The sequence below is a fragment of the Phormidesmis priestleyi ULC007 genome, from assembly GCF_001895925.1.
GTDB classification, from domain to species: Bacteria; Cyanobacteriota; Cyanobacteriia; order Leptolyngbyales; family Leptolyngbyaceae; genus Phormidesmis_A; species Phormidesmis_A priestleyi_A.
The window spans coordinates 36,868-54,353 of sequence record NZ_MPPI01000032.1 but is presented as its reverse complement, the minus strand read 5'-3'; the positions used below and the strand labels follow the sequence as shown (position 1 = coordinate 54,353).

The window sequence follows — 17,486 nt, the reverse complement described above, 5'->3', positions numbered from 1 at the left end:
CCCCTTGTTCAGGGGTCATTTCGCGGGTTCTCAGAACGACTTCTATTAGATTGTCCAATTGAATGGCGAGGTTGGCACTGAGTATGAATACTCATCGCAAAGGTGGGATGCTCCCATCCTGTTTACGACTTGCATACTGAAGTTCTCGCTGCAACTTCTGATAGCTCAGCAGCCGTGCTGCATCGAGTCGCCCTTCTGCTACTGCCTGCTGAATCGCACAACCCGGGTCTTGCTCATGCTGACAATTGCGGAAATGACACTGTTGCGTCAGATCTTCAAGATAGAAAATTCCTTCAGGTAGATCTCTAAGAGCGGTCTTTTCAGTATACCTAAAGCAGGAACGCGCTGAGATCGTCGGAGGAGCAGGGAAAACAAGTTTTCTTTGCTCCTTCTAAATCATTTAGGCTTGAAACAGTCCTGCGAAAAATTTCAGGCGATCGCTCCTTACTCGCATCTACTAGAAATCAAGAACCTATGTCTACGATCGTGGTCGAACATCTCAGCAAGATGTACCCTGTTGCCGTTAAAGAATCTGGATTGAAAGGGACGTTGACCCATTTCTTTAAGCGCAACTACCGTCAGGTGAAAGCGGTTCAAGATGTCTCATTTAAGATTGAACCGGGAGAAGTGGTGGGCTTTTTGGGCGCAAATGGAGCCGGAAAAACTACGACGCTGAAAATGCTTACAGGCTTGATTCACCCGTCAGAAGGGCGCGTTACGGTTGCGGGCCATCTTCCGTTCGATCGTCGTGCGGCGTTTCTCAGACAAGTGACGCTGGTGATGGGGCAAAAGCAGCAATTGATCTGGGATTTGCCTGCGGTTGATTCTTTTCGGATTAATGCGGCAGTGTATGGAATTTCGGATAATGCGCTCGATCGACGGGTCGGCGAACTCAGCGAGATGCTATCTCTGGAAGGCAAACTGACGCAACCTGTTCGCAAACTCTCTTTAGGCGAACGGATGAAAGCCGAACTGCTCGCCGCCCTTTTGCACCAGCCACAAGTCTTATTTTTAGACGAGCCGACGCTGGGATTAGATGTCAACGCCCAAGTCGCCGTGCGAGAGTTTTTGCGCGAATATAATCAGCGCTATCAGGCGACGGTGTTGTTGACGAGCCACTATATGGCAGACATTACAGCGCTGTGTAAGCGAGTGTTGATGATCCACTTGGGGCAACTGATTTATGACGGCAGCTTAGAAGGGTTGGTCGATCGCTTCTCTCCGTGTCGCGAAATCAGCATCGAGTTTACTCAGACTTATTCTAAAGATCAACTCAGGCTCTATGGAGATTTGCAAGAATCAGACAAACACTCAGCGCGGTTTCTGGTGCCACAAGAAGCGCTGACTCGCACGGTTGCCAAGCTTTTAGGAGATTTAGAGATTTTAGATTTGACGGTGATTGACCCTCCGATCGAGGAAGTCATCGGGCGAGTCTTTCAAGCAGGAACCGTATCATAAGTAATAAAGCCTCTCATCTGCTACCCGTATGTCTGACTTGCCCGATGTCCAGCCATATCTAAAGTCAATTTGCGATCGCTATCAGCAGTGGTCGGAAAATTACACGCCGACGGATGCATCAGGAAAGCAGCAGCCAAAGAATAAGTTGCAGTCGCCGTTTAACTTTGGGCTAATGGTTCAGACTGTAAAAAAAGAGAGCCGAAAACCAGGGGAAGAAGAGAAAGTTGAACGATTTCCCGTTCTTGAAGGCGTTCGTAAATATGCAAAAAACCATGTTTTATTGGTTGGACGACCGGGATCGGGAAAATCAACAGCGTTGGCACGATTGTTACTCGACGAGGCAACTCAGCAAACGAGCATTCCGGTTCTGGTGGAATTGCGCTATTGGCAAGGCTCGATCGTTGACCTGATTTGCGAGGCGTTTGCCCGACATGAGCTTCCGTTAACGGCTCAAGAACTTGAACCTGTGTTGTCTCGATTAGCGCAGGGCGCAACTCCGAAGGAAATGCTCTTCTTATTCGATGGTGTGAATGAGTTGCCATCTGAAGAGGCTCGATCTCAGCTTTCTGCTTTTCGGCGCAATCATCCCAAGCTGCCGATGATCTTTACTACGCGAGATTTGAGCCTTGGGGGAGATCTAGGGATTGAAAAGAAATTAGAAATGCAGCCGCTCACAGAAGTGCAGATGCAAGCGTTTATTCGATCGTGTGTGCCAGAGCAAGCAGAGCAAATGCTGCGGCAGTTAAACGATCGATTGCGAGAGTTTGGGCAAACACCACTGCTGCTGTGGATGCTGTGTGAAGTGATCCAACAAACTCCTGATAATCGATTGCCTTCTAATTTGGCAGAAGTATTTCAGGCTTTTACAGCTATGTATGAAATCAGCAGTGTTCGTAAGCATGAAGTCGCCCTGTTAAAAGGAGATGTGAGACCGCTTAGCGATCGTAGATTGTGGAAAAAGGCGTTGAAAGCTCTGGCGTTTCTCATGATGCAGGGAGAGACACCTGTTGATTTTCGAGTGGTCATCGATCGAAATGAAGCAGAAAGCGAATTAAGCAGAGTTTTCCCGAAAGAGCAGTTTCCAGGTCGAGATATTTTGGATGACTTGCTCAAATACCATCTGCTGCAAAATCGAAGCGTAGACCAAATCGAGTTTCGCCATCAACTGATTCAGGAATATTATGCGGCAGAGGCGTTATTGGAGCAGTTGCCGCAGTTGGATGATGAGCAACTGAAACAGAAGTATCTCAATTATCTGAAGTGGACGGAGCCTGTCGCAACGGTATTAGCTCTAGTGGAGAGCGAAGATCAGGCGCTGAAATTGACGCAATTAGCGATTGAGGTTGATAAGATGCTGGGCGCACGTATGGCAGGGGAAGTCAAATGGGAATACCAAGTCAAAACACTGAACTTGGTAACTACCCTGAAAGTCTCCAAAGTCTTGAAAATTAAACTACTGGATGAAATGCACTCTGAAGCTGCTATTCCAGAGTTATGTCTAGCACTGGAGGACAAAGAAGATCTACGCATTACGCTTAAGGCATTAGGAAGAATTGGCAGTGATCAAGCTATCTGTAAGATTCCTCAAGCAATTAATAGCAATCCCTCTTCTGTTCAGTTTTTAGCAATCCGAATTCTAGAACAAATTGGAAGCAGAGTAGCGATCGCCGGATTACGCCAAATCGCCTTGAATACGGATTCTTCCGATATTAAACACAGAATAAATCAAGCTTTAAAGAAGCTAGAAGGCAGATCTACAGTTAAATCTCTTGCTCAAAATGCAACAGTTCATAAACTGCGTGTGGGCAATTCAGCCACAGTTGAGAAAGTATTACCTATACCAATTCAACAAGACATCTATCCTTCAATCCATAGACTAATTCAAAATCTTCTAGAACCTGAAGAGGCTTGCGTATGGGAGGAATTTGCAAAGATGTTAGAGAAACTGGAGGATAAAACAGCTATTCCTGTCTTACTTGCCACATTAGATGATGATACTCACATAACCTATATCCTTGCGCTTGGTCTCTTAGGATGTGAAAGAGTCATACCACGATTACTCAATGCTCTGAAAGATGAAGAAGAATTAGTACGTGGATTAGCTGTTTTAGCCTTGTCAAAAATAGGCACTCCTCCTGCGATCGCTGGTGTAATCCAAGCGTTAGAAGATAAAGAGCCAGAAGTTTGTGAAGTAGCAGCCGAGTCGCTCATACAACTTTCTCATGAAACAGCAGTACCTGGACTTTTACAGATTTTAGAGAATGAATGGTTAGACTCTGATTTGCGTATACGCGCTGCTAAAGCACTTATGACAATAGGAGTTGAAGATGCAATCGAAGGATTATTTCAGGCGCTTCAAGATACAAACTTTGAAATATCTTGGGCAGTGGCTGATATATTTAAAGCGGCGGGGAAAGACGAAATAGCTTTCCGTGAACTCTTTGAAAAAATTCAAGACGAAGACTATCATACTCGCTACCGATCAGCTATTTCACTAGGCTATCTCGGCGAGACTAGTGCTATTCCGATGCTAATCACAGCGATTGATCATGAAGATCAGGATATCTGCTGGAAGGCTATATATGTACTGGGAAGGTTTTCAGAGCATCCTATCCCAGCATCAACCCTACAAGCACTATATGAATTGGCTACACCGAGACTGATTCAACTTATTCTAAAAAGTAAGTTTAACGATGCCAAGGCAGAAGCAATAGAAGCACTTGGCAAGCTAGGAAATCCTCAACTACTATCTGAATTCTGGCATTACTCGTCTTCATCTCTAGAATTCTTGAAAGTGATCAAAGTAATCCAAAAGCGCTGGAATTTCTACAACTACGAAGTCTTTCAAGCCTATCTGGAAGCACAGAAGCCCGATCGACAAACCAGCCAAAACAGCGATCGCTCTCCCATCACTCAAAACTTCTACGCCCCAGTTAGTGCTGTTGCAGGTAACGTCGAAGGCAATCTAATCACGCCTCCACCCGATTCAGTAGAATAAACCCAGCCAACCCCAAAACCATTCTATGAACTTAGCCAACCACCCTGACACAACTGATCTCGCGATCGCACAATCTCAAGCCCTCCAAGCCCAACTCATTGAGATCTCACCCCAACTCTCGATCGAGCATCTCCAAACCCTCACCGACTTCGCCGCCTATCTCCTCGACAAAGCCTCCCACGAAGCCACACAAGAACTCAGCACCGACCCCAATCTCCTGACCAAACTCAAGCAAGCCCAATCCACCCCCACCAGTCAATTCAAAAACTGGAGAGAACTTCGTTCTGATGTATGAAGTCGTCTTACATCCAGATGCCGAAGCACTCTACATCAAGCTCGATCGCGCTACTGCCAAAAAAGTCGCTCGATGCTTCATCCATCTCGAACAAAATCCTCGCATACATCCCAACATCAAGCCACTTAAAGGCGACTTTGCAAGCATCTACCGTTTTCGCACAGGCGACTATCGCGTTCTTTATACGATCGACGATGACATCCAGATCGTTTCCATTCTCACTATCAAACATCGCAGCGAGGCATACGACTCATGAACAACACTCCTAAAGTACAGCAAAATTTTCACGGTTCTGTTTCAGGTGGAGTTGCAGGCAATGTAGAAGGAGACATGATCATTACGCAAGATCAGTCAACGACAGAGCAAAATTTTGAAATCTTACTAACAGACTACAAGCAGTTCGTTGATCAACTCCAGCAGAAATATCCCAATCTTGCAGACCCGATCGCTGTTCCTCAAATCATTGAAGTAGAAGCGAAACTGATCGAAGCGCAAGACCCGCAGCGCTGGCAAAACTTCCTCAGCCTCAAGCGGCTTTGGAAGGGCGGCAAAAAAGCAGGTGTCAAAGTCGGCGAACACTTTGCAGAAAATAATGTTTGGGCAAAAGGCGCGATCGCATTTCTTGAAGGCGTGAGCGAAGATGTGAAATAAACAATCCCTACAAACGCTCAAATTACCAAAGAGGTTCGCAATGGAATCCGCGCAAGAAACGATCAATCTTTTACAGGAAGCAGAGAAGCGTCTCAGACAGCTTTCTCCTGAACGGCTGCGAGTCGCCAGTGACTTTTTAGCCTACTTGGAAGATCGTGAGGTCAATGAAGCTACTCAGGAATTATTGAACATTTCGGGTCTCGAAGCCGCATTTCTTGAGGCAGTACAAGAGGCTGATGTGGGAGAAGTGGTGTCTTTCGACAGCATCCGCAGAGATGATTGAATTAAATTTCACACGCAAAGCACAGAAGTTTTATGAACAGGCAGACCCTTCTTTAGTTCGTCGGTTAAATCGCTGTTTTGAACAGTTACGTCAAGACCCATACAGCCGTGCAAACATCAAAAACTTAAAGGTGTATATGCTGGTTATTTTCGCTATCGAGTGGGTGACTGGCGGGTCATTTATACAGTTAAAGAAAGCAGCCAAACGAATGCAGAAAATACGAGTGAGTTTAGTCAAACCAGTTCGATCATTACCATTGTGATCATGGCTCATCGTCAAGATGTTTATCGAGACAATTAACTTCAATACATTTAATGCACATCAATTAATCAAAAGCGATGAAGCGACTTTTTAGAGTGATTAAAACAATGCTGCTCGTTTACTACGCCTATATGGTGGAGTATCGCGCAGAACTCATTTTGTGGGTGCTGTCTGGCTCGTTGCCGATCATTCTCATGGGCGTATGGACTCAGGCAGCCCAGCAAGGCAACTTTGGGTTGTCTCCAACCGACTTTGCCCGCTATTTTTTGGCGGTGTTTCTCGTCAGACAGTTAACCGTTGTTTGGGTGATTTGGGAGTTTGAGCGAGAGGTCGTTGAAGGCAAATTGTCATTTCGATTAATGCAGCCGATCGACCCTGTTTTCTATCACGTCATCTCTCACATTTCAGAAAAATTTGCGCGATTGCCGTTTGCGTTTTTATTAATTGGGCTATTCTTCTGGCTATATCCTGCCGCGTTCTGGCTACCGAGTTCTACTAACTTATTACTATTTCTAATTGCGACTGTGTTAGCGTTCGCACTGCAATTCATCATTCAATACACGTTTGCGATGCTGTCGTTTTGGACGGAGCGTGCAAGTTCGCTGCAAGAATTTTGGTTTTTGTTTTATTTATTTTTATCGGGCGTGATTGCACCGTTAGAAGTGTTTCCGCCAGTGGTGAGAACGATCGCACTGTTTACGCCGTTTCCCTATCTGGTTAATTTTCCGGCCAGCATCTTAGTAGGTTTGCCGACAAATATTGGGCAAGGGTTTCTCGTGATGCTGATTTGGGGCGTGGTGTTCTTTGTCTTAAATCGGTGGCTTTGGCGCAAAGGACTTAAGCAATATTCGGGAATGGGAGCTTAGTATGCAGCGATACTGGGATTTGTTGATGCTGTTTTGGAGTACGTCGATCGCGACAGAACTTGAGTATCGTACAAACTTTTTGGTAGCAGCATTCACCAGTCTGGGCGGACTTGCTGGGAGTCTATTCGGATTGTTTTTGTTCTACCGAACGGGCTACACCTTTGCGGGTTGGCGATGGGAAGAAGCCCTGATTGTGGTCGGAGTGTTCACGCTGCTAGAAGGCTTTTCGGCGACGTTTTTGGCTCCAAATCTCAATCGCATCGTGCGCCATGTGCAGCAAGGAACGCTGGATTTTGTCTTGCTCAAGCCGATTAGCTCACAGTTTTGGCTGTCAACTCATACGCTGTCTCCGTGGGGCTTACCTGATTTGATATTCGGGCTGATTGTTGTCATCTATGCGGGCAGTCGTCTGGGAGTTGGGCTGCAAAACTATCTGTCGAGTTTAATTCCGCTCACTTTTGGGTTGGCGATTCTCTATAGCCTCTGGTTTATGTTAGGGGCGACGAGCATCTGGTTTGTAAAAATCTATAACGTCACTGAGGTGCTGCGAGGATTGCTCGAAGCGGGTCGATTTCCGATGGCGGCATATCCGGCTACCTATCGATTCTTTTTCACGTTTGTGGTTCCCGTGGCCTTTCTGACAACCATTCCTTCAGAAGCGATGTTGGGTCGAACGAATTTAGGGTGGACGATCGCAGCGGCTTTGCTGGCGATCGCGCTTCTCTTTGCGTCTCGATTTTTCTGGCGCTTTGCGTTGCGTTTTTATACAAGCGCATCTAGCTAAGGGCAGAATAGTAAGTAGAGGAGGCACAATAGAAGTCGGACTCTTCACCTTGCAATCATGGCTTCGCCAATCATCGGAATCCCAAATCATAGCCGCAACGAAGCAGGTGAACTCTGCTTACCCGGAACTTATGTCGATGCGGTGCAAGCGGCTGGCGGAACTCCAATTTTGTTGCCGCCTAATCAACCCGATCTCAGACAGATTCTTGCCATATTAGATGGACTGATTTTGCCCGGAGGTGGTGATATCAGTCCGACGCTCTATAGCGGAATGGCTCACCCGACGATTTATTCGGTTGACCCCGATCGAGACGAATTTGAATTTTCCTTAGCGAAACTAGCGCTAACCGCCTCGATTCCCGTGCTAGGAATTTGTCGGGGAATGCAAATGCTTAATGTTGCGAGTGGTGGCGATTTGGTGACGCATGTGCCAGATATTTATGGAACCGCGATCGCGCATCGGCTCGATCATCCCCGTCGCCCGACTCAGCATGAGGTTGATATTCTGCCCGAAAGCCGACTAGCGACCATTTTGGGGACTACCCAAGCGACGATCGTCACCTGGCATCACCAAGCCGTACGGAATCTGCCCATTGAATGGAAAGTGGTAGCGAAAGCCTCTGATGGAGTGATAGAAGCGATCGAGCATCAACATCATCCGTGGATGTTTGCTCTTCAGTGGCACCCAGAAATGTCGGCTCAAGATCCTGCTCATCAGCGATTATTTCAGGCATTTGTTGAGGCGGCAAGGAGCAGAAAGCGCTAGAGCGTGGCAACAACCCGGTTTCGCTCAACGTCGTGATCAGGGTGTTAATTTTACGTGAATTCGATGAAGCTTTTCGCTGCGGTTGCCAGTCCGGGCTGCCCGCTAAATCCCCCCAAATTAGGGGACTTTGAACCGGGGGATTTAGGTAGCTCTCCCGAATTCATCACCGAAGCGAACGACTACTGTCGAACTGACGTTAACCTGAGAACCGAATTCTCACAGTTCAGGGGCAGACGATTTTCTAAGCATTGGAGCTAAAAATGCCACCAGTGCACCCAATGCAAACCCTGACACATTGCGAAACAGAGGCAGCCAGTCAGACGTGCGAGTCACCACCGGGCCGACCCCAAACGCGAGAAACAAAATGCCCCAAAGCGGCGAGAAGATCAGCGCCCACTGCCACGAAAAGCCCTGACCTTCTTGACCTTTGCGAGGCTGCCCGGCAAATCCAAAAATCACGCCTCCGATCGTCGAAGTTACGAGTGTCAGAATCCACTGTTCTCTCGGCAACCCCGGAACGACGCTACAGCCGTTTTGACGTAGGCACAGTTTGACAGCATCTAAGGCTTGAATGATTGACTGATCTTCCCCGTTTTCACGAACAAAAAATTGATTGCCAAATCGGGTTTGCAGCTCGATCCAAAAAGTCCGTGAGAGCAGGGGGAAGAAGTCATCTCCCACACTAAAGTTGAGAATGTTGCCCCCTCGCTGATCGGCGACCAGCATCACACTTTTACGATCGAGTCCCCAAAATTGTTTAACGGCAGTGCCAGGAGTGCGATCAAACTGAGTTAGCACCCGCAGTTTCCAACCCGTCTCGGCCTCAAATTCACCCAGATTCTTAGAGAGCGTCTCTTCCTGGACTGCGGTTAAGATCTTTGCCAAGTCAATCACATTTGTGGGCTGATCGGGCAATAAATCTGGGTTGTTATAAGCCTGGGCTGCGGGAGCGATCGTCCAGATCGAGAGCGTTAGACAAAAGACGGTGACTGCCTTCCAAAAAGGGCGACTCAAAAAATAGTGCATTGACGTTTGAGATAGGGGTCATTAAACGAGATGAACGGATGTCTGAGGGGATCACAGCGGCAAGCGTAGTCAGGCTTACCTTTCTTTACATTTGTTCACTCTAATCTAATATTAGGAGGCTAAGGGGAACCGAGTCAATTTGCTTGATAAATTTTGCCTAAAAAAGGCACCCATTGCAGGTGCCTGTGATCATCACGCCGAGAAAGACTAAAAATTGTTGTCACTCCGAGTCGGTTGTTGATCACTGCGATCGTGGGTGTCTCTCAGAGGATCGCGAAGTCCGTTTCTAGCCACCTCTGACGAATGGGAGTCTAACTCCAAGATTTCATTGCCTAAGTCATCGACTTCAGGATAAGCGAGATAGCCTGGAGAGGCATAGGGTCGATCGAGGGGTTCACTATTAGGCTCAGGGCGACGAGATTCGTTCAAATCGATCGAGTTACGTGTGGATGAAGAAAGGCGGTCACGTCTCGTTTTGGGAGCAGGCTGAGTTAGGGTTTTCCAAGCAGCTTTGGCTCCGGCAAACACGCTTCGACTTGTAGTTTGAGCCTTCTGGACTTGTTGTTTAACCCCGCTAATGCTCTGATCAACCTGCTTAACGACCTGACTCGAACTCTGAACGCCCTGACTAATATCGTCTGTCAGTTCAGTAATCTCTAGCCCCGTCAGCCGAATCGCCTCTAGCGTGGGAGGAAGCTCACGATTGAGCGTATCAAACAGCTTGTGGGCACTGCGAGCGGCTCTGCTCAACTCTTGAATGGCAGGCACCATGACAATCAAGACGGCAGCAATGCTCACCGCCACCAATAAGATCGAGAGTCCTAACCAGAAGATGGGATCAATCACCAGATTTCGCCTATAGCAAACGATCGCGTAAAGGAGGCTGAGAGTCAGTGGGTGGTTCCACCTCGGTGCGGTTGAGCAGTTGGTGTTCGCGCTGGGTCGCATCTAGCCCCGCAGAAACAGCTTCGCGTAGCCGCCCCAAAGTGCCATCCCAGTTTCGTAAAGCGGTTTCTGAGAGTCTATCTGCTTGAAGTTGCACAGTCGTTGATAAATCTTCTGCCAACTCTGGGAGAGCATCAGCAGATTTTTTGATTAGCTGCCGAGTTTCACGTCCGGTACGAGGTGCGACCAACAGACCTGCGATCGCTCCAAAGGTAGCTCCGATGATTATTCCTCCCAAAAATCCAGAACGATTGTTTGACATAATTCTCGCACTAATCCTTTGTTAACACCTACTCAGACCTTGCGTTTGGGTAAGTTAACCCTATTCTGCCAGAGTCTTGCTGAATCCTTCCAAGCCATAGGACAGATCTCAAAGATTTCAGTAGAGCCACTGACTCGTCTGTCTTCTATAAAGTATCTCAAGATTGGGAGCTAAGACCCTTGCAAAAGGAAATTTATGGGTAAAGGGGCACCGTTGATTATTTTCTCGGTTTGTTTTTCGACGTTCTAAAGGTTCGCTGAGACATTTTTGGAAGAGGCAAAAATTGGGCGCGCCGTCTCCAAACTGTTTGCCCTAAACTCAAGAGTGCCAGTGCTCGTCTGACTTGCTGATATTGAGGTTCTAATTTCTGATAGCTCTGTCGAAGCTGGTGAGTCCCAATCTGCCCTCTGAGAATCGCGTCGGGGGCACCGTGTAGCACAGCGTGGGTGTGTTGCTCGGCGATCAGCAGGGCATCGGCTGCGGTGGCGATCGCTCGTCTAAACTGCCACACTTTCCACGCTATATAAAAGCAGCCTAGCGCTAAGAGCAGATTGATCGTCACAACCGTTGTCACCATTGTCAGCATTTTTGTGTTTCTACGGAAGAGGTTCGCAGTTGCAACTAATGCTCAATATCATAGCGCCACCGCTTAAGAGAGCGAGTCCGCAATCAGGGAGATATCAAGATTTTGGTTTCCGTCTGAGCAGCGTTCCGGCGCTCAAAGTGGCGATCGCCACCAAACCAATCACTGACGTTGACTCTGGAACCGATTTTAAGGGGGCTGCACTGCCGTTGGCGCGCAATAGCCAATAACCCGCAGTGTAGACGTTATCATTGGTCAGCTTTAAAAGCGGATCGACGCTAGGAGCAAAATACGGGCTGGTAGAGGTGCCAGAAGAGGTGCTAAAAGCTAGCCAAGACTTCCCGGCTCTAGGAGGTGTGCCAGCGGGTGGAATATCGAGAGCCGCCGGAAATTGTCCTTCTAGCTGGTTAGGAAACAGAGCCGCTACATAGAAAGTTCCACTGACTTGCTGGCGTTGGTCAAGCACAATTCTAGAAAAAATGTCAGGACGCTTTGGATCAGGAGGGCGAACGATCGTATCTTTTTCAGCTAAAAGCTCTAGCTGTCCGTCTCCGTTAGCGTCGGTGTATAAAAAAACTTTTGCGGGTTCATTTGAGAGTCCGCTGTCAAGCAATTCGGTTTTGGTGCAGGGATCAGTGACCCGTGCGCCCCAAACGACATCGATCGAGTCAATAAATTCGCCCCCGGCTCTGGTGTTGAAAGAATTGAGCCATAGCAAATCGCCAAAAACGGGGGGCGGATTGGTTCTAGGGATCGGAGGGGAAGTCGCAGTACAAGAACTGGGAGTCAGCCCCACGGCAGCCTCACTCTTTCCATCGTCAATCTGGTAGACTGTGACGGCGTTCACCGCAGACGAAAAAGAGAGGGTTGCGATCGTGCTTAGGGTGACGAGTCTTGCTGTAAATTGCTGAAACATGAGACTACTCCGCCGGCGGGATAATGAGCGATACATTCAGGAACGAGTGAAATGACATGGGGGATGGTTCCAGACAACTCATCCGTATTTTGCTAGTAATTACTTAATCATTCCTACTGTGCTATTACTACTGAGCATTTAACGGATTTCCGGGAAAAATCGCTCTAACTTACGAGTTTTGGCGGAGGATCTTCGATAAATTTGCTGAAGTGAGTGATATATCGCACGTCGGTTGAAAGTCCTTTAGGAGTCCTGATTATTCAAAGAGTTAGCAGATAAAAGATCCCCGATTTTCAAGTTTTCATTTCATTAGATAAATCTAATCTAAGAATTAGTATAGGCACTGAGTTAAAAACTGCATAAAGTAAAGCGAGACTTCACAGATCTTTTTTAAATGTGTGCTTTCGGGCAAGCTCCCAACGTTGATAAAGCGATCGTTCGCTATCAGCAGTGATACGCTGGTTGCGATTCACTTCACGCGCAACTCTATGGCACCGTCTCAACTCTCTAAGCGAGTCTCCACTGCTTTACTCAACGCATTAGGGGCAGGAGTTGTTCCCCGCTTGGGGCTAGATCACATTGCTGTGGGGCGAGAAAAAGAAGTCGCGACGCTGCTGCAAGACTTAAGTAATATTGCGGCGGGCGGTGCGACGTTTCGCCTAGTGATCGGGCGTTATGGAGCCGGGAAAAGCTTTATGCTGCAATTGCTCCGCAGTCATGCCGTGGAGCAAGGGTTTGTGGTTGCAGATGCCGATATCACGCCCGATCGTCGCCTCGCCGGAACGAATGGTTCTAGCCTCGCGACCTATCGAGAACTGATGCATAATCTCACGACTAAGAGCCGACCTGATGGCGGTGCGTTGACCATGATTTTAGAGCGCTGGATTGCCGGAATTCAAACTCAAGTGGCACAGGAGACAGGTTTGAAGTCTAGTGATCGGGGGTTTGATGCTCACATAGAAGCCAAAATTCGAGCCGTCACTCAAGATGTTGCAGACTTGGTAAATGGATTTGAGTTTGCAAACGTAATCATTGCTTATTGGTCCGGCTACCGCAGTGATGATGATCTCAAGAAAGAGTCAGCATTGCGCTGGCTGCGAGGAGAATTTTCGACCAAAACAGAGGCAAAAGCTGCGTTAGGGGTGCGGGTAATTATTGACGATGATACCTGGTATGACTACATCAAGCTTTTGGCTCGATTTGTTGCAGACATTGGCTATAAAGGTCTGATCATTGTGTTAGATGAAGTGATTCACCTGCTAAAAATTTCAACTACGGTGTCTCGTCAAAATAACTACGACAAACTGCTGGCGATGTTTAACGATGTGATGCAAGGTAGAGTGTCACATTTGGGGATCGTGATTGGAGGCACTCCCCAATTTTTAGAAGATCCGCGACGGGGGCTTTATAGTGACCCGGCGTGGCAACGGCGCACGGCTCAAAGTGCGTTAGTTAGTCAGAGTGGCATGGTCGATACGATCGCGCCCGTGATTCGCTTAGAGCCGTTGAGCCAATCTGAAGTTTTGCAATTGCTGCAACGATTAGCAGAAATGCACAAGCACCACTACGACTACAGCAAGACGCTCTCGTCGCAGGAATTAAAGGAATTTTTGAGCGTGATTAGCGATCGAGTCGGGGCTGATAAATTGTTGACTCCCGGTGAGATTGTGCGCGATTTTATGAGCGTGTTAAATATCTTGCATCAAAACCCTCACCTATCTCTAAGTCAACTTTTGCAGCGTTCAGATTTTCAACCGAGTCGAGTCAGCAAAGTTGCCCAAGCAAAACCCAACGGCGAGTTTGCAGAATTCACTCTTTAACGTGAATTCGATGAGATTTATCGATTCGTCAAGAGCGGCTTCTGCCCCCTAAATCCCCCAGAATGGGGGACTTTGAACCGGAAATTTTGACTTGAAGTCCCCAAAGTTGGGGGATTTAGGGGGCGCGATGGACTGATAACGAAGTCGTCGAATTCACGTCTTTAGATCTTGATTAATTTGACATGGGTCATTTGGCACATGAGATATATGACAAATGACCCATTCACAAAAGCATTGCTAAAGCGATCGCACCCCAAAAAATCAGGGAGCCGATCGCGATCGACTCCCTGATCATTAGAAATTTCTAAGTAGCCAATGGAATGACTTAGAAAAAATTAACCACTACAAACGGGCTTGTCGTTTGCATTCAGTCTGACTTTCCCTTCGGTGCCATTGACCATGAAGGGCACTTGCTGATCACCGACCATGCGGACAAACGCAGGTCTATCCATCGCACAAGCTCTGATCGCACTTGACCAGGCTGAAAGGTCAGTAGCATTCTTATCGGTGATCGGCGTATTGCTGGTGATTGCCGGATCTTTCACAACCCGAAGCTCGATCGGCAATGTAAAAAAGGCAGGCGTGACGGGCGGGGTCGGAAATGAAACTTCTTTGATGCCCGTGATCGTTTCTTCTGAGAGCACCGTTGTTGTAGCCGTTGCGTCGCCGGGCTTTACCTCAGCAGACGGAGTAGTAGATGGGGTCGTGGTCGTGGGTTCTGGGGTGACTGGCTGAGTAGATGGCAAAGGAGTCGTCGGTTGCGTCTCGGTAGGAGTCATCGGTTGCGTCTCGGTAGGAGCCGTCGGCTGCGTCTCGGTAGAAGGGGTTTTAATCGGGTCTGTAGTTGTGGTTGAAGGCGTTATAGGAGTCGTCTCTGTAGAGGGTGTTGTTGGCTGAGTTTCTGTAGGTGTCGTTGGCTGAGTTTCTGTAGGTGTTGTTGGGGTTTGAGCGAGATTGGTATCGATCGATTGGGCCGCTCCCGGTAAGGCATAGCCTGTCAAAACTGCAATAACACTAGCAGCCACGATTTTTCTCAGCATAGTAAATTTTGTCTCCGTGAGTATCTGACTATATTTAGGACTCATCGCTTTAAAATTGTGAGCCTTGTGCAGGTTATCTAACAATGGAGCGGTCTCTCAATCCATCGGAAGATAGATTTTATTTATCATAAAAGGATTTTGACCAAAACGATATCTTGAGCGTAGAATGTGACGATCCTTGCCCTGCCTTAACTTGAGCCGCAAAAAAAGCTGAATGAAGTATTAGTGATTGAAAACTCTGAACTGATTTAGTTTTAGGTTTTTAATTTCTCAAGGTTTACCAGTGATTTTACTTTACTGAGAATTAGTGTTCATGCAGAATTCTTACCAGCGTCTTGCTCCTTTTATTCAAGATTATATTTATAGCAATGGCTGGACTGATCTGAGACAGGCTCAAATCGAAGCTTGTCGTGTTGTATTCGATACAGACAATCATTTGCTGATTGCAGCAGGAACGGCATCTGGAAAGACAGAGGCAGCATTCCTACCCGTGTTGACGTTGTTGTGTGAAAATCCTCCTCAGTCGGTGGGTGCGATGTATATCGGCCCGATTAAGGCACTGATTAATGATCAGTTCGATCGCTTAACTGATCTCTTAAAATACGCCGATATTCCCGTATGGGCGTGGCACGGAGACGTGACTCAAAGCCGCAAAAAAAAGCTGTTCACCGATCCGCGCGGCATTTTGCAAATCACCCCAGAGTCATTAGAAAGTCTGCTGATTAATAAAAGCGCTGATCTCGATCGCGTCTTTGGCGATTTGCGATTTATCGTGATTGATGAGATTCATGCTTTTATTGGCAGCGATCGTGGGGCACAGATTCTCTGTCAGCTTTCGCGTCTCGCCCAACTCACTCACAATCAACCGCGCCGAATCGGACTTTCTGCAACGCTGGGAGATTATCAACTGGCAGAAAACTGGCTGCGATCGGGCACCACTCGATCGGTGAGTACGCCACAAATCGAAGACGGGCAGCGCAACATTCAGCTTTCGCTAGAGCATTTCTATGATCCTGGAATGGTTGTGAGAGCGATCGGGGAAACCAAAGATTCAGCGTTTAACCCTTATCATTTGCATCTGTTTAATCAAAGTCAAGGGCGCAAATGTCTGATTTTTGCCAATGGGCGCACCGCAACTGAAGAGGCGATCGCAGCACTGCGAGAAATCGCCCACGCTAAAGGATTTCCCGATATTTATCACGTTCATCACGGCAGCATTTCAGCCGCTTTGAGAGAAACCGCAGAAACGGCGATGCGAAAACCTGATACGCCAGCCGTAACTGCCGCGACGGTGACGTTTGAAATGGGCATTGATTTGGGGCAACTCGATCGCGTCATTCAGCTTGAAGCGCCTGCTTCGGTTGCCAGCTTTTTGCAGCGATTAGGGCGATCGGGCAGACGAGGTGGCGCGGCTGAGATGCGGTTTGTCTGTGCAGAAGAGCGACCCACGGGTGAAGAATTATTGCCCGAACAGTTGCCCTGGCAGCTTTTGCAGTGCATTGCGGTCATTCAGCTTTATCTCGAAGAGCAGTGGATTGAGCCAGCTCGATCGATGCAATATCCGTTTAGTTTGCTCTATCACCAAACGATCAGCGTGTTGGCTTCGCGAGGAGAGCTTTCACCCTCGGCGCTGGCTGAACAGGTGCTAACACTGCCGCCGTTTCGTGCCATTTCACAAAATGATTTTCGGCAGTTATTGAGGCATTTAATCGACATTGATCACATCCAGAAAACGGCTGAAGGTGGGCTGATTATCGGATTGCGAGGCGAAAAGATCGCCCGAAATTTTAAGTTTTACGCCATTTTCCCTGATGTTGAAGATTACGTGGTTAAACGCGACGGAAAAGCCATCGGCAGCATTGTCGTGCCGCCCGGAGAGGGCGATCGCATCTCTCTAGCAGGACGAGTTTGGGAAGTGCTAGAAGTCGATGCCAAGAAAAAAGTGATTGCGGTGCAAGTGAGTCAAAAAACTGCAACCTCTAGTTCTTGGCGAGGCAGTGCAGGCGAGATTCACGATCGGGTGCTGCAACGCATGCGGCAAGTTCTGCAAGAGTCTACTGACTATTCATATTTGCAAGCAGGCGCAAAGCAGCGATTGCAGTTAGCTCGCGGGTTGGCACACAAAACGGGATTATTCAATCACTCGATCGTGCTTCTAGATGAAGCGCTTTGCTGCATTTTTCCCTGGGCAGGCACGATGGCTTTTCGCACACTGGAGCGCTTTTTGCGGGTCTACTGCAAAGAGACATTAGGGCTAAAAAGCATCAAGGCACGATCGCCCTATTTCCTAATCGTCAGACTCGGTAAGTGCAAGCTAGAAAGTCTGGACTATGAGATCCGATCGCTGACAGAAAGACGACTGAACGCGGATGAGTTGCTCAACTCAGACGAAGTTCCTCAACTGCAAAAATATGACGAATTCATTCCGCTTGAGCTACTTCAAAAAAGCTTTGTTGTGGACTACCTAAACCTGCAAGATTTAGCAAAAACAATTCAACGCTGGTAGAAATTGTTCGCACACTTGATTGTGTAA

General features: G+C 47.7%; 17 protein-coding genes. 11 read left to right on the top strand and 6 right to left on the bottom strand.

The window, feature by feature from the left end:
- The first annotated feature begins 474 nt into the window (after nt 1-474).
- The 9 genes from BRW63_RS20420 (at nt 475) to BRW63_RS20380 (ending at nt 8,361) form a co-directional block, all read left to right on the top strand.
- The gene (locus tag BRW63_RS20420) at nt 475-1,458 is read left to right on the top strand and encodes an ABC transporter ATP-binding protein (protein ID WP_073074253.1); all 984 of its coding nucleotides are present in this window, start codon (nt 475-477) and stop codon (nt 1,456-1,458) included.
- A gap of 28 nt (nt 1,459-1,486) precedes the next feature.
- Nucleotides 1,487-4,456, top strand: coding sequence for a HEAT repeat domain-containing protein (locus BRW63_RS20415; protein WP_073074252.1), 2,970 nt, complete (start codon nt 1,487-1,489; stop codon nt 4,454-4,456).
- Between the two features lie 25 nt (nt 4,457-4,481).
- The gene (locus BRW63_RS20410; protein WP_073074251.1) at nt 4,482-4,751 is read left to right on the top strand and encodes a hypothetical protein; all 270 of its coding nucleotides are present in this window, start codon (nt 4,482-4,484) and stop codon (nt 4,749-4,751) included.
- A complete protein-coding gene (locus tag BRW63_RS20405; RefSeq protein ID WP_073074250.1) occupies nt 4,744-5,007 on the top strand; it encodes a type II toxin-antitoxin system RelE family toxin in 264 nt (87 codons plus the stop codon). The genes BRW63_RS20410 and BRW63_RS20405 overlap by 8 nt, the downstream gene beginning before the upstream one ends.
- The gene (locus BRW63_RS20400) at nt 5,004-5,402 is read left to right on the top strand and encodes a hypothetical protein (RefSeq protein WP_073074249.1); all 399 of its coding nucleotides are present in this window, start codon (nt 5,004-5,006) and stop codon (nt 5,400-5,402) included. The genes BRW63_RS20405 and BRW63_RS20400 overlap by 4 nt, the downstream gene beginning before the upstream one ends.
- A gap of 40 nt (nt 5,403-5,442) precedes the next feature.
- On the top strand, nt 5,443-5,685 hold the full coding sequence (locus tag BRW63_RS20395) for a hypothetical protein (protein ID WP_073074248.1): 243 nt from the start codon (nt 5,443-5,445) through the stop codon (nt 5,683-5,685).
- 338 nt (nt 5,686-6,023) lie between these two features.
- Nucleotides 6,024-6,812, top strand: coding sequence for an ABC transporter permease (locus tag BRW63_RS20390; RefSeq protein ID WP_073074247.1), 789 nt, complete (start codon nt 6,024-6,026; stop codon nt 6,810-6,812).
- Nucleotide 6,813: 1 nt separating this feature from the next.
- The gene (locus BRW63_RS20385; RefSeq protein ID WP_073074246.1) at nt 6,814-7,596 is read left to right on the top strand and encodes an ABC transporter permease; all 783 of its coding nucleotides are present in this window, start codon (nt 6,814-6,816) and stop codon (nt 7,594-7,596) included.
- A gap of 57 nt (nt 7,597-7,653) precedes the next feature.
- Complete coding sequence (locus BRW63_RS20380) at nt 7,654-8,361, top strand: gamma-glutamyl-gamma-aminobutyrate hydrolase family protein (protein ID WP_073074245.1); 708 nt, start codon at nt 7,654-7,656, stop codon at nt 8,359-8,361.
- A 216-nt stretch (nt 8,362-8,577) separates the two neighbouring features.
- On the opposite strand, the gene BRW63_RS20375 is transcribed toward BRW63_RS20380, so the two are convergent.
- The 5 genes from BRW63_RS20375 to BRW63_RS20355 all read right to left on the bottom strand — a co-directional run bounded on the left by BRW63_RS20375 (nt 8,578) and on the right by BRW63_RS20355 (nt 12,093).
- On the bottom strand, nt 8,578-9,387 hold the full coding sequence (locus BRW63_RS20375) for a TPM domain-containing protein (RefSeq protein ID WP_073074244.1): 810 nt from the start codon (nt 9,385-9,387) through the stop codon (nt 8,578-8,580).
- A 207-nt stretch (nt 9,388-9,594) separates the two neighbouring features.
- Nucleotides 9,595-10,233 (bottom strand): DUF948 domain-containing protein, encoded by a 639-nt coding sequence (locus tag BRW63_RS29055; RefSeq protein ID WP_219898645.1) that lies wholly within the window; start codon nt 10,231-10,233, stop codon nt 9,595-9,597.
- Nucleotides 10,234-10,243: 10 nt separating this feature from the next.
- Nucleotides 10,244-10,594: a YtxH domain-containing protein gene (locus BRW63_RS20365; protein WP_073074243.1), complete on the bottom strand. Its 351-nt coding sequence runs from the start codon at nt 10,592-10,594 to the stop codon at nt 10,244-10,246.
- Between the two features lie 217 nt (nt 10,595-10,811).
- Complete coding sequence (locus tag BRW63_RS20360) at nt 10,812-11,171, bottom strand: hypothetical protein (protein WP_073074261.1); 360 nt, start codon at nt 11,169-11,171, stop codon at nt 10,812-10,814.
- 103 nt (nt 11,172-11,274) lie between these two features.
- Nucleotides 11,275-12,093: a PEP-CTERM sorting domain-containing protein gene (locus BRW63_RS20355; protein WP_106254093.1), complete on the bottom strand. Its 819-nt coding sequence runs from the start codon at nt 12,091-12,093 to the stop codon at nt 11,275-11,277.
- A 488-nt stretch (nt 12,094-12,581) separates the two neighbouring features.
- Here BRW63_RS20355 and BRW63_RS20350 point away from each other — a divergent pair, with 488 nt between their 5' ends.
- A complete protein-coding gene (locus tag BRW63_RS20350; RefSeq protein WP_073074260.1) occupies nt 12,582-13,913 on the top strand; it encodes an ATP-binding protein in 1,332 nt (443 codons plus the stop codon).
- Nucleotides 13,914-14,248: 335 nt separating this feature from the next.
- On the opposite strand, the gene BRW63_RS20345 is transcribed toward BRW63_RS20350, so the two are convergent.
- Nucleotides 14,249-14,938, bottom strand: coding sequence for a hypothetical protein (locus BRW63_RS20345; protein ID WP_143162089.1), 690 nt, complete (start codon nt 14,936-14,938; stop codon nt 14,249-14,251).
- 328 nt (nt 14,939-15,266) lie between these two features.
- Between BRW63_RS20345 and BRW63_RS20340 the strand changes: the two genes are divergently transcribed.
- The gene (locus BRW63_RS20340) at nt 15,267-17,459 is read left to right on the top strand and encodes a DEAD/DEAH box helicase (RefSeq protein WP_073074240.1); all 2,193 of its coding nucleotides are present in this window, start codon (nt 15,267-15,269) and stop codon (nt 17,457-17,459) included.
- The last annotated feature ends 27 nt before the right edge of the window (nt 17,460-17,486 follow it).

Bases quoted from the DNA above. Each gene is read 5' to 3' on its own strand.
- BRW63_RS20420 (WP_073074253.1), top strand. From the start codon at position 475: ATGTCTACGATCGTGGTCGAACATCTCAGCAAGATGTACCCTGTTGCC.
- BRW63_RS20415 (WP_073074252.1), top strand. From the start codon at position 1,487: ATGTCTGACTTGCCCGATGTCCAGCCATATCTAAAGTCAATTTGCGAT.
- BRW63_RS20410 (WP_073074251.1), top strand. From the start codon at position 4,482: ATGAACTTAGCCAACCACCCTGACACAACTGATCTCGCGATCGCACAA.
- BRW63_RS20405 (WP_073074250.1), top strand. From the start codon at position 4,744: ATGTATGAAGTCGTCTTACATCCAGATGCCGAAGCACTCTACATCAAG.
- BRW63_RS20400 (WP_073074249.1), top strand. From the start codon at position 5,004: ATGAACAACACTCCTAAAGTACAGCAAAATTTTCACGGTTCTGTTTCA.
- BRW63_RS20395 (WP_073074248.1), top strand. From the start codon at position 5,443: ATGGAATCCGCGCAAGAAACGATCAATCTTTTACAGGAAGCAGAGAAG.
- BRW63_RS20390 (WP_073074247.1), top strand. From the start codon at position 6,024: ATGAAGCGACTTTTTAGAGTGATTAAAACAATGCTGCTCGTTTACTAC.
- BRW63_RS20385 (WP_073074246.1), top strand. From the start codon at position 6,814: ATGCAGCGATACTGGGATTTGTTGATGCTGTTTTGGAGTACGTCGATC.
- BRW63_RS20380 (WP_073074245.1), top strand. From the start codon at position 7,654: ATGGCTTCGCCAATCATCGGAATCCCAAATCATAGCCGCAACGAAGCA.
- BRW63_RS20375 (WP_073074244.1), bottom strand. From the start codon at position 9,387: ATGCACTATTTTTTGAGTCGCCCTTTTTGGAAGGCAGTCACCGTCTTT.
- BRW63_RS20365 (WP_073074243.1), bottom strand. From the start codon at position 10,594: ATGTCAAACAATCGTTCTGGATTTTTGGGAGGAATAATCATCGGAGCT.
- BRW63_RS20360 (WP_073074261.1), bottom strand. From the start codon at position 11,171: ATGGTGACAACGGTTGTGACGATCAATCTGCTCTTAGCGCTAGGCTGC.
- BRW63_RS20355 (WP_106254093.1), bottom strand. From the start codon at position 12,093: ATGTTTCAGCAATTTACAGCAAGACTCGTCACCCTAAGCACGATCGCA.
- BRW63_RS20350 (WP_073074260.1), top strand. From the start codon at position 12,582: ATGGCACCGTCTCAACTCTCTAAGCGAGTCTCCACTGCTTTACTCAAC.
- BRW63_RS20340 (WP_073074240.1), top strand. From the start codon at position 15,267: ATGCAGAATTCTTACCAGCGTCTTGCTCCTTTTATTCAAGATTATATT.